Source organism: Methyloceanibacter sp., from assembly GCF_050728395.1.
In the GTDB taxonomy this organism is placed as follows: Bacteria; Pseudomonadota; Alphaproteobacteria; order Rhizobiales; family Methyloligellaceae; genus Methyloceanibacter.
Genome location: NZ_JBOHJB010000036.1, coordinates 1 through 14,037, shown reverse-complemented (window position 1 = coordinate 14,037; position 14,037 = coordinate 1). Strand labels below are relative to the sequence as shown.

Below are 14,037 nucleotides of genomic sequence, written 5' to 3'. Positions count from 1 at the left end.
CCGTCAAGGAGAGGGATAGAGTTTGTGGGAACGCCGCATCCTCCCCATACCTCCCCCTAGCGGGGAGGTCGGCGCGCGAACGCGCGTCGGGTGGGGGGCGTTGCCATGCGCATTTCACCCCACCCGGCTCGGCCTTCGGCCGATCCACCCTCCCCATCAAGGGGAGGGATGGAGTTGGCGGCTAGCGGTGGAGCAAATAAATGAGGGTTGCGCTCGGCCGGAATGCCGTCACGCCGCGAGACGATGGCCTTCACATCGTCTTCGCGCAGGCCATCCACCTGCCGCATGCCGAGTCGCAGCGCGAAGCTTTGCTCCATTCCTCTTTCCTTGTCATGCCCGCACAGGCGGGCATCCAGTAACCCCTGGCTTTCGTGATTACTGGATCGCCCGGTCAAGCCGGGCGATGACAATGGAGATGAGGGGGAGGGATGTTTTTTTGTTTGCGCTACCGCGCTTCGCGCTACTTGAGCGCGGGCAGGCTCAAGCGTGCAGTCCCACAGGCTGTGATTGACGTCGACCTCGCGCGCCTCGATGCCGTGATCGACGGCGCAGCGCACGATTTGCGCCGGGGCATAGAAGCCCATGGGCTGGGAGTTGAGCAGAGCCGCGGCAAACGCCGCCGGGTAATGGCATTTGAGCCAGGAAGAGACATAGACGAGATGGGCGAAGCTCGCCGCGTGGCTCTCGGGGAAGCCGTATTCACCGAAGCCCTTGATCTGGTTGAAGCAGCGTTCGGCGAACTCTTGCGGATAGCCGCGCGCCGTCATGCGGCTCACCATCTTCTCATGCAGCCGGTCGATGGTGCCGCGGCGGCGGAAGGTGGCCATGGCGCGGCGAAGCTCGTTCGCCTCTGGCCCTGAGAATTTCGCCGCCACCATGGCAAGGCGCATGGCCTGCTCCTGGAACAGAGGCACGCCGAGCGTCTTGCCCAACACCTGCTTCAGCTCGTCCGCAGGGCCATGATCGGGATGCGGCGAAGGGAACTCGACGGCCTCATCGCCGCAGCGGCGGCGCAAATAGGGATGAACCATGTCGCCCTGGATGGGGCCTGGGCGCACGATCGCCACCTCGATGACGAGGTCATAGAATTTTCTGGGCTTGAGCCGCGGCAGCATGTTCATCTGCGCCCGGCTCTCGACCTGGAACACGCCGACCGAGTCCGCCTTGCACAGCATGTCGTACACTTCCGGATCGTCGGGCGGCACGGTGCCGAGCGAGAGGTCGCGGCCGTAATGCTCCTTCAGAAGCGCGAAGCCCTTGCGGATGCAGGTGAGCATGCCAAGTCCGAGCACATCGACTTTCAGCAGACCGAGCGCGTCGAGGTCGTCCTTGTCCCATTCGATGAAGGTGCGGTCCTCCATGGCGGCGTTGCCGATGGGCACGACCTCCGATAGCGGCCCGCGTGTCAGCACGAAGCCGCCGACATGCTGGGAGAGATGGCGCGGGAAGCCGAGCAGCTCTTGCGTCAGCTCGAGGCAGCGGGAGAGCAGCGGGTCGGACGGATCGAGCCCTGCCTGACGCACATAGTCCTCAGGCAGAGCGGAGTTGCTCAAGCCCCAGATGGTGGTGGCGAGCGCGGCAACGGTATCCTCGGAGAGGCCAAGCGCCTTGCCCACCTGGCGCACCGCCGAGCGGCCGCGATAGGAGATCACCGTGGCGGCGATGCCGGCGCGGTCGCGGCCGTAGCGGCCATAGATATATTGGATGACCTCCTCGCGCCGCTCGTGCTCGAAATCGACATCGATGTCGGGCGGCTCCTTGCGCTCAGGCGAGACGAAGCGCTCGAACAGGAGATCGATCTCGGTCGGGTCGACATTGGTGATGGCGAGGCAGTAACAGACGGCGGAGTTCGCTGCCGAGCCGCGCCCCTGGCAGAGAATGTCGAGCGAGCGGGCGTGGTGCACGATGTCGTGGACGGTGAGGAAGTAGCGCGCGTAATCGAGCTCTTCGATCAGTGCGAGCTCCTTCTGAAGCGTGTCACGCACCTTCTCGGGAATGCCGCCGGGGAATCGCCAGGCAGCGCCCTCCCAGGTGAGATCTTCGAGATGCGATTGCGGGGTCATGCCCTCAGGCACCGGCTCGTCCGGATATTCGTATTTCAGCTCGTCAAGGGAGAAGATGCAGGCGTCGGCGATCTCGATGGTGTGGGCAAGCGCGTCTTCATGGCCGGCGAACAGCCGCGCCATTTCCTGCGGAGGTTTGAGGTGCCGCTCGGCATTGGCTTCGAGCTTCAGTCCTGCCTCGTGAATCGTGCATTTTTCGCGGATGCAGGTGAGCACGTCCTGCAAGGGGCGGCGGTGGGCGGCGTGATAGAGCACGGCGCCGGTGGCGACGAGAGGCAGACGTACGCGCGCCGCGAGTTGCGCCAGAGCCTCGATACGGGCGCGGTCGTCGCCGCGATAAGAGTGCCGCGCGGCGAGATAGAGCCGTGTCTTGGGTCCCAGCGCCTGCTTGATGCGCTTCAGATCACTTTCGAAATTTCGTTCCCCCTCACCCGGCGAACCCGATGAAGGATCGGGCTCGCCACCCTCTCCCCGCTGGGGAGAGGAGAAGGGACTCGCGGCAGCAATATGGATTTTCCTCTCCCCTAGGGGGAGAGGGCTTTCCGCCGCGATCTTGCGCGAGCGAAGCTCTTCGCAAGTCGCATGGCGGGAAGGGTGAGGGGGGAAGGCAGGGAGGGGGGTGCGCGACAAACTCTGAGTCTGAGATTTACCCCCCTCCGATCGGCCAAGAGCCGATCGTGCTCCCCCACAAGGGGGGAGCGGGGAGATCTTGGCAGGTTCGGATTCTTTTCCTCCAGCCGAGCCGGGAGATGGGAAATCGTCAGGTGGGAGCGCGATGAAGATGAGGCCCTCGGCATGGGCGGCGACATCGTCGAGATGAAGCGTGCATTTCCCCTTCTCGGCGCGGCGCTGGCCGAGCGTGAGCAGGCGGCAGAGTCTGCCATAGGCGGCGCGGTTCATCGGGTAGGCAAGCAGGTTCGGCGCATCGTCAAGATCGAGACGCACGCCGACGATGAATTTGATGCCGTCGACCTCGCGTGCGGCGAGGTGGGCGCGCACCACGCCGGCAAGCGTGTTGCGGTCGGTGACGGCGATTGCCGTGAGCCCTAGCGCCTTTGCCGTCGCCACCAGCTCCTCGGCATGCGAGCCGCCGCGCAGGAAGGAGAAATTGGTGGTGACGTCGAGCTCGGCGTAGCGGGTCATGATGAGTCATATTCACATTCATTCGTCATGCCCGGACTTGATCCGGGCATCCATTCCACTGGCATCACCGCGAGTGGAGAGGCGAATGGAATGGATCGCCGGGTCAAGCCCGGCGATGACGAGTAAGAGGTGAGTATCGTCATCATCCAAAAACGCCGTGCAGATACCAGGCGGGCAGATCCTTCGCGTCACTCTCCAGATAGAGGCCTGCGCGGAACACCCAGTAGCGGCGGCCGTCCTCATCCTCGATGCGGTAATAGTCGCGTGTTCTGGCGTCGCGCTCGCCGCTTGCTCCCCCTCCCCCCTTGTGGGGGAGGGTAGGGAGGGGGGTGACCGACAAACTCTGAGTCTGAGATTTACCCCCCTCCGATCGGCCAAGAGCCGATCGTGCTCCCCCACAAGGGGGGAGCGGGGAGTCTGTGGCACCGACACGGCTCCTCAACTCAAGCCACCATTCGGGCGCGATGCGCTCAGGTCCCTCGGCCTTCACCACGCGGCGGGTGACGCGGCGCCAGGTGAAGCGGGCGGGCGGCCCTTCCGGAATCTCGGCGAGCACGTCGAGAGGCTCAGGCTCGGCAAGAAGCAGGAAGGGGCGCGGCGGTTTGGCGGTGGATGGCTCGGACCATAGAGATGCACCGGCGAGCGCCGATCGCGTCTCTTGCGCCCGTTCAGGCACATGGCTGGCGAAGGGGGCGAGCCGGCGTACGGCGGCTCCGCTCAGCCGGCTCACCAGGCGGTCGATCAGAGGCTCTTGGCGTTCTCGGCCCTCGCTCTTGGCAAAAGCGGTCTGGGCCGGGAGCAGAGGCTCGGTCGCAAGCGCGGCAAGCACCATCAGATCGACGCCGAAGCCGACATCGATGGCGTCGACCCTCTCCTCGAAGAGGCGCGCAAGATGCGAAGGCTCGCGGGACGGCGCGCTCAAGCCTGCCTCGATGACGGCCGAGCTGCCGTCGGCGCGATAGATCGCAAGGCTCGCGCGCCTTGCGCCGCGGCGGGCAAGGGCGAGTGCTTGGCAAAGCTTTTCCGCAAGATGATCGAGGCCGGCGACGACGCCCTCATGGGTGATGAGAGGTTCGGGGAAGGGAAGCCTCGCCGCGTAGTCAGGCGCGGAGAGAAGCGGGGCGCGCGGCTCCTCGCGTATTCCGAGCGCCTGATCGAGGCGGGAGAGCACGGCTTCGGCCGCTTCGCGCGAATGGAACCGCCGCTCAAGCGAGACGCGCGGCGGATCGTAAAGCTGGCCGATGCGCTTCAGGCCGAGCCGCTTGAGCAGCCGCGTGATCTCCTCGGCAAGGCGCAAAGCCTCCACGGGAAGCGGCGCCAAGGCCTCCGCGATCTTTCCCTGCGGGACGACGATGGGAGAGGAATGCGCGTAGCGGGCAAGCGCGTGCGCGCCTCCTAAGGTCTCGGCGAGGGCAAGCCGCGCGCTGAAGCCGAGGCGGGCGAAGCGCCTCGCTATGTCGTCGAGGAGCGTGTGGGCGCCGCCGAAGAGATGCGGCACGCCGGTCACGTCGAGCCAGAGGCCATCGTCGCCGTCGACATTGAGGGAGGGGCTGTAGCGGCCCGCCCAGCGGGCGAGCGCGAGCAGGCAGGCGGCATCCTTGTCCGGCGCTGCCGGCGTGGTGAGGAGAAATGGGCAGATGGCGCGGGCATCGGCGAGGCCCATGCCGGGGACGAGGCCTGCGCGCATGGCGGCGGCATTCAGAGCGGTGAGCACGAGCCCGCGGTCTTCGCTGCCGACCAGCGCGAAGGGCCGGTCAACCGGATAGGGCTTGCCGTTCCGTGTCAGCTTCAGCCGCTCGATCGGCAAAGCGGGCAGCCAGACGGAAACCATACGCGACATCACGAAACTCCACGGTCCAACTTCGCGCGGGCGCCATGCCCCGGCAGCGCTCGAGCGTGAGATGCCAAGCTGGCACCCCTGGAGCGGATGCATCGAAGATGCCGCCGCTGCTTTTTGCCGCCGCCACGCGCCAGCGGGTGAGCGTGCCGGGAAGGCCGCCTCCTTGATGCCCCGAGAGGAGCAGGCAGGGCGTGCGGCTCGCTTTCGCGGCAAGCCCAAGGCGTCTTGCGACAAGCGGTTCCTTCACCTCGATCTGGCCGAGGGCGGCGGTGAAGGCGCGGGCTTTCAGCCCCTCTTCCAAGGCCCAAGCCGCATCAAGCGCGCTCCGTGCCTGGACGATGAGAATGAGTGCGGGGTCGAGGCCGAAGGAGATGAGGCCGGGTCCGTAAGGCGCGCCCCATTCGCGAGCGGCCCTGTCGGTCAGGCACCACAGGAGCGGTGCGGCGCGGTTCCGCCTGACCAGGCGATCACCGAGAAAGGCGAGGGCAAAGGCGAGAGCCGCCGGCTCGTCGCGATAGGCGGCAGGCTTGATCTCGTGCAGGCCGGTGGCTGCGAGTTTGTGTAAGGAAACCTCCCTCCCCCGGGAAGGGGGAGGGCCGGGGTGGGGGTCGCCATACCTCCCCCTCGTGGGGAGGTCCGACGCCGCTTTGCGGAGTCGGGGTGGGGGGTCAAATACTGCCGCAGGGGTCCTCACCCCACCCGGCGCGCCAAAAAGCGCGCCACCCTCCCCATCAAGGGGAGGGATGGAGCTTGTGGCGTCCCCCGGTGCTCTTCCACAAAGGGGGAGCGAGTTTAGGAGGGGAGCCTGAGGAGCAAGAAGGGAGCAGGCGGGGCGGGGCAAAGATCCCGTATCCGGCGCGGGGGGGAAGGCCAGAGACACGGGAACCTGCTCGAGCACGCGAATACGCTTACGCAGCTGCTCGATGAGACCTTCGCCGCCTGCCCCGCCTGCTCTCTCAACGCCAGAGGTGCGAAACTCACCGACGTTTTCGCCGCCTGGAACGTTGTTACGCACGGGCACAAACTCCGATCTCGTTCCTGTTTTGTTCTTAATCTGAGTCCAATCCGGAGTCAAGGCAACGGCAGCTCGGAGAGATTTAAAATTGAAAATTATGTGTATAGAGTGTGTATTAGTCTTGGGAAAGAGCACTGTGAGACTCGGTCACATGGGAGAGCATCGTGCTCCATTCCAAAGACGTTATCCGCGCCCTAGAGCGCGATGGTTGGTATCGCGTGGGTCAGACAGGCAGCCCATGTGCATTTCAAGCACCGGACAAAGTCGGGAAAGGTGACGGTCCCGCATCCGGTGAAAGATATGCCGATCGGCACGTTGAAGAGTATCGAGAAGGCGTCAGGCGCTAAGCTCAGATGAGCCCCGCCAGATGCGAGAAAGCAGATCAGATGGCAAGGCTGTTCTATCCAGCAATCCTAGAGAAGGAGCCGGACAGCGCCTATGGCGTGACGTTTCCGGACTTTCCCGGTTTGGTCAGCGCCGGCGACACGGCGGAAGAGGCCATCGTCAATGCGCATGAGGGACTGGCAGGCCATGTCGCCCTTATGGTCCAGGACGGCGGTCCTTTGCCCGACCCCACGCCGGTCGAGGTCGTTACCGCCGACCCCGAAATTCAATTGGTCGCCATCACGCTCGTCGGTGTGACCATCCCCGGCCGCGCCAAACGGGTCAACGTCACCCTCGACGAGGCGCTGCTCGAAGAGATCGACGAGGTCGCCGACAACCGCTCTCGGTTCTTGGCCGAAGCCGCCCGCGCCGAGCTTGCCCGGCGAAGCGCCGGGTAAAACCAAAGTGCGACGCCGCGGTTTGCGGCGAGCCTCCAATCCTCCATAATTGACGCCTAGCAAGGGTCGATTCTTGCGGAGGTTTGGGCTTTGTCGCCTAATGGGCTGGCCAAGTGCCGGCGGGTCGTAACAGCGGTGCTGGCGGCTTTCGCCTGCGCCGGTCTTGCCGGGGACGCCCACGCCCACCCTCACGTCTGGGCCACCGTGCGCTCGGAAATCATCCTCAATGCCGATCACCAGATCACCGGCATCCGCCATGCCTGGACCTTCGATGAGTTCTACACCGCCATGGCGGTGCAGGGCCTCGACACCAATGGCGACGGCGTGTTCTCCGCTGAAGAACTGAAGCCCTTGGCGGAGGTGAACATCAAGTCGCTCAAGGACTTCGACTACTTCACCTTCGTGCATATCGGCGACGGCGACAATCTTCCGCTGAAACCGCCTGAGAACTATTCGCTCGACTACGACAAGGGCCTGCTCACGCTCCATTTCACGCTTCCGCTCGAGAAGCCGGTCGATACCCACAAACAGGAGGTTCAGGTCGATGTCTACGACCCGTCCTTCTTCGTCGCCTTCGGCTTTGCTACCGAGGCGCCAGTGAAATTGTCGGGTACCTCCGTCAAAAACTGCACTGCGGAGATCAAGAAGCCAGATCCCGACTCGGAGGAAGATGCGAAGGCACTAAGCGAAGCCTTTTTCAGCCAGCTCGGGCCAAATTCTAATTTCGGCTCGCAATTCGCCCAGACCGCGGCCGTCAAATGCAACGACGCTCATTTATAGGAGGCGTCATGCGCGGCCTCACCGGATGTCTTCTGTCTTGCGTGCTGTTCTCGCTTGTGGCGATCGACGCTGCAAACGCGGAGATGAAGCCGCTCAATCCCTTCGCCACGGAAATTGCGCCGGCAGAGACCGCGCCGGCAACGCCTCCCGCAGCCTTCGGCCCCGGCCCTCAACAGGTGCAGTCGCCCGGAGCCTTCAGCGGGATTTTCGGCTGGGTCTTGCGCACGCAGCAAAGCATGCAGCGTGAGCTTGCCACCGGGGTCAAGAGCCTCAAAGGCGACAATGCGTTTGCCGGCGCGGTGACGCTCGCCGCGCTCTCCTTCCTTTATGGTGTCGTGCACGCCGTGGGCCCTGGGCACGGCAAGATGGTCATCTCGTCCTACGTCGTCGCCAACGAGGAGACAGTCCGGCGCGGCGTGATCATCTCCTTCATCGCCGCAGGGCTGCAAGCCCTGACGGCTGTCGCGCTCGTCGGCATCCTGGCCTTTGCGCTGAACGCCTCGGGTCTCCGGATCAACGCCTGGTCGAACCAGCTCGAAACGGTAAGCTACGCGCTGATTGCGCTGGTCGGCGCCTGGTTGCTGACGACTCAGCTCGTCAGCATCTTCCGGCGCCGGCAGGCGTCGCGATCGAGCGAGGTGCATGCAAGCCATGACGGGCACGATCATCACCACGGCGAACATTCTCGTCACCATCATCGTGATGATCATCACCACCACGATCATCATCATGACCATGATCACGCGGAAGGCGAGGCCTGCCGTCACATCGTCGATGCACGCGAACTCGCCGGGCCGTTCTCGTGGCGCAAGGTCCTGGCTGTGGTGTTCTCGGTCGGCATCAGGCCATGCACCGGTGCGATCCTCGTGCTCATCTTCGCGCTGACCCAAGGCATGTTCTGGGCCGGCGTGGCAGCGACCTTCGCCATGGCGATCGGCACCGCCATCACCGTCGCAGGCTTGGCGAGCCTTGCGCTTGGCTCGCGCGAGCTCGCGTTGAAACTTGGCGGGAGGAGCGGCGCCTTTGCCGATGCCGTGTGGACGATCTGCGCTCTCGGTGGCTCGGCCCTGATCCTCTTGTTCGGCGCCACCCTGTTTGCCGCCTCATTGGGGCCGGCGCGGCCGTTCTGAGGCGCGCCCGACGCTTGATCTGGCTCAACGACAGGGCTCACCCACCGCGTAGGATTTGTTCAGTTGGTAATTGGAGTAAGGCCATGAACAGGATCAAGGGTTCTATGCTTGCCGTTGCCTTGCTGGCGGCAATTGCCGCGACAGGCAGCGCGCCTGCACAGCAAGACAGCCAGCAAAAAGGCCAGCCCGACAGCGGATCGATGATGAATCAACAGCCCGGAAGCGGCTCCATGATGGGTCATGGAATGATGGGCGAAGGCCAGTCGATGATGGGCGGCCACGGCATGATGGGTGGGATGGGGACGAAGGGCGGCGCTTCATCCATGTGTGGACGGATGGCCACTCATATCGAAGGCCGCCTCGCGTTTCTCAAGGCGGAGCTCAACGTCACTCCAGAGCAGGAAGCGCTTTGGACGGATTACGCCAATGCGGTCCGTGACAATGCCAAGGCCATGTCGAGCCGTTGCACAGCGCTGATGGGCGACAGCGGCGCAAGCCAAAAGAGCCTGCCGGATCGCCTCGATGCGCAGGAGCAATTCGTGGCGGCGCGGCTCGATGCCTTGCGGGCAACGAACAAGGCGTTGAGGCCCCTCTATCAGGCGCTAAGCGATGCCCAAAAGCAAACGGCAGACCAGCTCATCCGCAGCTCGACCGGCATGATGTGACAGTAAGGCGCTTGGCCTTTTTGCCGGCGGGTCATCTGAGCCCGCGATTTCGCTTCGCGGGTTCCAATCGCATTGGCAAGAGCGCGTCAAGTGCCAATATTGGCATGCCGTGCTCAGCTTCTGGTAGACTATGAATAGGGCGTTTCTATTTGAGGTCCCCGATTGAGCGGGGGAGCACAGCATCCTAAATTTCGGATGAGTTTGTTGGGCTGACCAGGCGCCTGGCCCTCCCCCCTTCATCAAGCAGCGGAGAGTAAGATGGCACTCCAACTCGGCGATATCGCCCCGGATTTCGAGGCCGACACCACGCAAGGCCACATCCGGTTCCATGAATGGCTCGGCAACTCCTGGGGCGTGCTGTTCTCGCACCCCAAGGATTTCACCCCGGTCTGCACGACCGAGCTCGGATACATGGCGAGGATCAAACCTGAGTTCGATAAGCGCGGCGTCAAGATCATCGGCCTCAGTGTCGATCCGATCGACCTCCATGCGAAATGGGCCGACGACATCAAGGAAACCCAGGGCTTTGCTCCGAACTTTCCAATGATCGGCGACCCCGCCCTTTCCATCGCCAAGCTCTACGGCATGCTGCCGGCGAGCACGTCGGGCACCTCCCAAGGACGCACGCCGGCGGACAACCAGACGGTGCGCAACGTCTTCGTCATCGGCCCCGACAAGAAGATCAAGCTCATCATGGTTTACCCGATGACCACGGGCCGCAATTTCGACGAGGTGCTGCGCGTCATCAATTCAATGCAACTCACTGCCAAGCACCGGGTGGCGACGCCGGTCAACTGGAAGGCCGGTGAAGACGTGATCATTGCCGGCTCGGTGTCGGACGAGGAGGCGAAGACCATCTACCCGCAAGGCTGGAAGGCGCCGAGGCCCTATATCCGCATCGTGCCGCAGCCGAAGGGTTCATAACGGGTCGCTGACCCCCGCGAGCCTCATATGGCATTGCCGAAGACGCCTGCGCTCACCACGGACTGCGTGGTGTTCGATGTCGAGACCCGCGTGCTCCTGATCCGCCGGGGCCACGATCCTTACGCCGGCTGCTACGCCCTTCCCGGCGGCTTCGTCGAAATCGGCGAGACGGTGGAGAACGCTTGCCGGCGCGAGCTGCAAGAAGAGACGGGCCTCGAGGTTGGCGCGCTTCGCCTCGTTGGCGTCTATTCCGATCCTCATCGCGACCCGCGCGGCCACACGGTGAGCGTCGCCTTTGCCACGGTGCTGCCGCAGGCGATCGCGCCACGGTCAGGGTCTGACGCCGCGAGCGCCGAGTGGGTCGAGGACTGGCACAAGCTCAGGCTCGCCTTCGATCACGGGCAGATTCTCGAAGATGCCGAAACGCTGCTCAAGCCGCGTCGTCGAGATTAGGCGAAGTGCGGCGGAAGGAGCGGGGACTGGTGCCGAACCAGCGGCGCGACGCGCGGCTGAAGGCACTGAGCTCGGAGTAGCCGACCCGCGCCGCGATATCGGTAAGCTTTAGCGAGCTCTCCATCAAATAGCGATAGGTCAGGCAGCGCCTGGTATCGTTAAGCAAGCGCAGGAAGGATGTTCCTTCCGCTTTAAGCCGGCGATGCAGACTGCTTGGCGTGAGACCAAGCTCGGCGGCGACATGCTTTGGACCGAAGCTGCCCTGGTGGAGGCAGCGGATCATCGCCTCGCGGATCCCATTCAGTGGATGGTTGACGGCTTTCTGCCGCTCGATTTCCTCTTCGCAGAAGCGCTTGACGAGGTGGAACAGCTGCGGGTCGGCGTTGGGCATGGGCAGCGCAAGCGTGGCGGCGGAGATGGTGACGCTGCTCACCGGTTGGTCGAAGGAGATGCGAGGCCCGATGCGCCGCTCATATTCGGAGAGGTCGGCGGGTGGCCGATGCGTCAAGCCCACCGCGACGGGGCGCCAGTGGCTCCCGGCCGCGCCGCGGATCCGCGTCACGAAACGCATCAACACGAAGTCCGTGAGCTGGACGACGTTCGACATGGTGACTGGATAAGAGAATTCGACGCGGGCTACGCCGGCGCTCTCCACGAATTCGAGATGGTTGGTGGCAAGCACGGGGTGATAGCGGGCGAAGTACCGCAGTCCCGTTTTAAGATCCGGAGCATTGGACAGGAGATAACCAAGCGGATTGCTGGTGAAGCGTCCCCTCGACCCATGTTTGAGGCCGAAATAGCGATCGCCGGTAACACGCGCGGCCACGGTGAGAGCGTTGGCGAGCTTTTCAAGCGAGATCCAGGCAAGATGGTCGTCAACCGCCTCGGCGGACAGCCCAGCTTCCTCGAGAACTGGACCATGGTCGACGCCATAGTCGCGCAAGAGGTCGCGCAGGCCCGCTAAAGTGAACGCCCTGACGCGGTGCTCGCGCTCGATGCTCCCGGCCGGCAGTGCGTGAAGGTCGGATCGAACGCGTAAGTCCATTTCCCGCCCGTTGTACAGCCCAGGATTGTACCACCACTGTCTCGCCCCTACTGGGCGAGGTCAAGTCGTCCACGATCAGGGTCAATCCAATCCGTCATTTTTTCATGGCAATATGGGAATTCAGGCCTCAAGCAGCTTCCAAGACGAGTGACCAACCATGAATAAGGAGGACATCAGCGTCTCCACCGGACAATTTGCGCACGATTTAAGTCTCGCCGAATTCGAGCGAGCTCTGGAAACGCTGATTGTGCTCGCTCATAGCCAGGGGCGCAACTTTCTTGCTTATCTTTTAATCATGGCCCTGATGCATTTGCGCGAGGAAGATCAGGGCCGAGCCGAAACCACCCACTGAGACAAGCCGGAGTCTCCAGGCCGGCTTTCTCGCTTTTCCCGGTAGCGCACTAGGCGCTTTTCCCGCGATGCTCTATCTAGGCGTGATGGAGTGCCGCGGATGAACGAAACACCGCCTGCCAAAGGCTTCGCGCCGGAAAGTGCGCGCCTTGGCGTCAAAGGGGACGCCGCCGGCAAGATCGGCGTGCTCCTCGTCAATCTCGGCACGCCTGGCGGCACCGACTACTGGTCGGTGCGCCGCTACCTCAAGGAGTTTCTCTCCGACCGCCGGGTCATCGAGACTAACCGCGTGCTGTGGTGGATGATCCTCAATGTCGTCGTGCTGACGATAAGGCCGTCAAAAAGCGGCGCCAAATACCGGTCGGTGTGGAACAAGGCGCTCGACGAGTCTCCCTTGCGCACCATCACTCGCGTACAGAGCGAGAAAGTTGCGGCGGCGCTCGCCGGCCGCTCCGATCTCGTGGTCGACTGGGCGATGCGCTACGGCACTCCGAGTATCGCCTCGCGCATCGAGGCGCTCGCGGCGCAAGGCTGCGACCGCCTGCTCGTTTTCCCGCTCTACCCGCAATATTCGGCGTCGACCACGGCGTCGGTTAACGACGAGGTTTTCGATGCACTGAAGGCGATGCGCTGTCAGCCGGCGGTCCGCACGGTGCCGGCCTATCCCGCCGATCCCATCTATATCGCGGCGTTGGCCCACTCCATCAAATCGCATCTTGCCGGGCTCGACTGGGAGCCCGAGGCGATCCTCGCTTCCTTCCATGGGCTGCCCAAGAGCTATGTCGACAAGGGCGATCCGTATCTTGAGCAATGCGCCCTGACCACGGAGCGCTTGGCCGAAGCGCTCGGGCCGCTGGGCGCCACGCTCAGATACACCTTCCAGTCCCGCTTCGGGCGCGCCGAGTGGCTGCAGCCCTATACCGACAAGACCGTCGAGGCGCTCGCGCGCGAGCGTGTGAAGCGGCTCGCCATTGTCACGCCCGGCTTTGCCGCCGATTGCCTCGAGACGCTCGAAGAGATCGCCGTTGAGAACAAGGAGATCTTTCTCGATCACGGCGGCGAGCACTTCACCTTCATCCCCTGCCTCAACGACAGCGATGGCGGCATCGGCGTGCTCTTGCACGTGATCGAGCGCGAGTTGAAGGGCTGGCTCTAACCGTGATGGATGCCTCGTCACGGGGCCATCGACCGCAAGCTCGTTGAGCTCAGGCGCGCCAAGAAGTCCTGCTAGCTTGGGCGCCTTGCTTGGCGCTCATTCAGCGGCGGTTCAAGTTGGAGCCGGTAAAGGGAAACGCTACACTCGCTGCCGTCGCGATCGTCGGCTCTCCTGCCTTAGGGGGAAGCAATGGTCCGCCTGATTGCCGTCTTGGGTTTCTGCCTGCTTGCTCTCGGTGCAAGCCCCGAAGCGTGTGCGGCCAAACGCGTCGCCTTCGTGGTCGGCATCGACGCCTACGACAATCTTCCCGATCAGCAGCAGCTCAAAAAGGCGGTCAACGATGCCCAGGCGATCGGCGAAGCGCTTGTGGGCCTAGGCTATGACGTGCACAAGGCCGACAACGTCGGAAGGCTCGACTTCTTGCGCCAATGGCAGCTGTTCCTCAATCGCTTGGAGCCTGGCGACGAGGCTGCGGTCTTTTTCGCCGGTCACGGGGTAGAGATCGACGGGCAGAACTTCCTCCTGCCGCGCGACGTGCCTCGCGTTGAGTCTGGCGAGGAAGAGGTGCTCAAGGCCTCCGGCCTCTCGCTCGCCGCATTGCTCGATCAGGTGCGCGACCGGCACCCGCAAGTCGGCCTCTATATCCTCGACGCTTGCCGTGACAATCCATTCGTCGACGGCAAGGGCAGG

Annotated in this window: 13 protein-coding genes and 1 pseudogene; 10 read left to right on the top strand and 4 right to left on the bottom strand. The window is 63.7% G+C overall.

Features of this window, described 5'->3' with window-relative positions; translation table 11 throughout:
* Positions 1–56: 56 nt before the first annotated feature.
* The 3 genes from ACREC7_RS08425 to ACREC7_RS08415 form a co-directional block, all read right to left on the bottom strand.
* Positions 57–3,206 carry an error-prone DNA polymerase gene (locus ACREC7_RS08425; RefSeq protein ID WP_431555238.1) on the bottom strand — a complete coding sequence of 1,050 codons (3,150 nt, stop codon included), beginning with the start codon at positions 3,204–3,206 and terminating at the stop codon, positions 57–59.
* Between the two features lie 142 nt (positions 3,207–3,348).
* Positions 3,349–5,046, bottom strand: a complete 1,698-nt coding sequence (locus ACREC7_RS08420) for a Y-family DNA polymerase (RefSeq protein WP_431555237.1) — start codon at positions 5,044–5,046, stop codon at positions 3,349–3,351.
* Positions 4,961–5,740: an ImuA family protein gene (locus tag ACREC7_RS08415; RefSeq protein ID WP_431555236.1), complete on the bottom strand. Its 780-nt coding sequence runs from the start codon at positions 5,738–5,740 to the stop codon at positions 4,961–4,963. Before ACREC7_RS08415 ends, ACREC7_RS08420 begins: the two co-directional genes overlap by 86 nt.
* A gap of 485 nt (positions 5,741–6,225) precedes the next feature.
* On the opposite strand from ACREC7_RS08415, the pseudogene ACREC7_RS08410 reads away from it, so the two are divergent.
* From ACREC7_RS08410 to ACREC7_RS08380, 7 genes and pseudogenes are all read left to right on the top strand, one after another.
* Positions 6,226–6,418, top strand: a pseudogene (locus ACREC7_RS08410) (type II toxin-antitoxin system HicA family toxin).
* A gap of 29 nt (positions 6,419–6,447) precedes the next feature.
* Entirely contained in the window at positions 6,448–6,843 is a 396-nt protein-coding gene (locus tag ACREC7_RS08405; protein ID WP_431555235.1) for a type II toxin-antitoxin system HicB family antitoxin, read from the top strand.
* Positions 6,844–6,978: 135 nt separating this feature from the next.
* A complete protein-coding gene (locus ACREC7_RS08400) occupies positions 6,979–7,623 on the top strand; it encodes a DUF1007 family protein (protein ID WP_431555234.1) in 645 nt (214 codons plus the stop codon).
* An 8-nt stretch (positions 7,624–7,631) separates the two neighbouring features.
* The gene (locus tag ACREC7_RS08395) at positions 7,632–8,753 is read left to right on the top strand and encodes a nickel/cobalt transporter (protein ID WP_431555233.1); all 1,122 of its coding nucleotides are present in this window, start codon (positions 7,632–7,634) and stop codon (positions 8,751–8,753) included.
* A gap of 14 nt (positions 8,754–8,767) precedes the next feature.
* Positions 8,768–9,418, top strand: a complete 651-nt coding sequence (locus tag ACREC7_RS08390; RefSeq protein ID WP_431555232.1) for a Spy/CpxP family protein refolding chaperone — start codon at positions 8,768–8,770, stop codon at positions 9,416–9,418.
* A 258-nt stretch (positions 9,419–9,676) separates the two neighbouring features.
* Positions 9,677–10,342 carry a peroxiredoxin gene (locus ACREC7_RS08385; RefSeq protein ID WP_431555231.1) on the top strand — a complete coding sequence of 222 codons (666 nt, stop codon included), beginning with the start codon at positions 9,677–9,679 and terminating at the stop codon, positions 10,340–10,342.
* Between the two features lie 27 nt (positions 10,343–10,369).
* The gene (locus ACREC7_RS08380) at positions 10,370–10,795 is read left to right on the top strand and encodes an NUDIX domain-containing protein (RefSeq protein WP_431555230.1); all 426 of its coding nucleotides are present in this window, start codon (positions 10,370–10,372) and stop codon (positions 10,793–10,795) included.
* On the opposite strand, the gene ACREC7_RS08375 is transcribed toward ACREC7_RS08380, so the two are convergent.
* Entirely contained in the window at positions 10,773–11,840 is a 1,068-nt protein-coding gene (locus ACREC7_RS08375) for an AraC family transcriptional regulator (protein ID WP_431555229.1), read from the bottom strand. The two genes, ACREC7_RS08380 and ACREC7_RS08375, sit on opposite strands and share 23 nt — an antisense overlap.
* Positions 11,841–11,997: 157 nt before the next feature.
* Here ACREC7_RS08375 and ACREC7_RS08370 point away from each other — a divergent pair, with 157 nt between their 5' ends.
* The 3 genes from ACREC7_RS08370 to ACREC7_RS08360 form a co-directional block, all read left to right on the top strand.
* A complete protein-coding gene (locus tag ACREC7_RS08370; RefSeq protein WP_431555228.1) occupies positions 11,998–12,192 on the top strand; it encodes a hypothetical protein in 195 nt (64 codons plus the stop codon).
* Positions 12,193–12,291: 99 nt separating this feature from the next.
* Positions 12,292–13,347 carry a ferrochelatase gene (gene hemH, locus ACREC7_RS08365; protein WP_431555227.1) on the top strand — a complete coding sequence of 352 codons (1,056 nt, stop codon included), beginning with the start codon at positions 12,292–12,294 and terminating at the stop codon, positions 13,345–13,347.
* 189 nt (positions 13,348–13,536) lie between these two features.
* A partial coding sequence (locus ACREC7_RS08360) for a caspase family protein (protein ID WP_431555226.1) occupies positions 13,537–14,037 on the top strand: 501 nt, incomplete at its 3' end.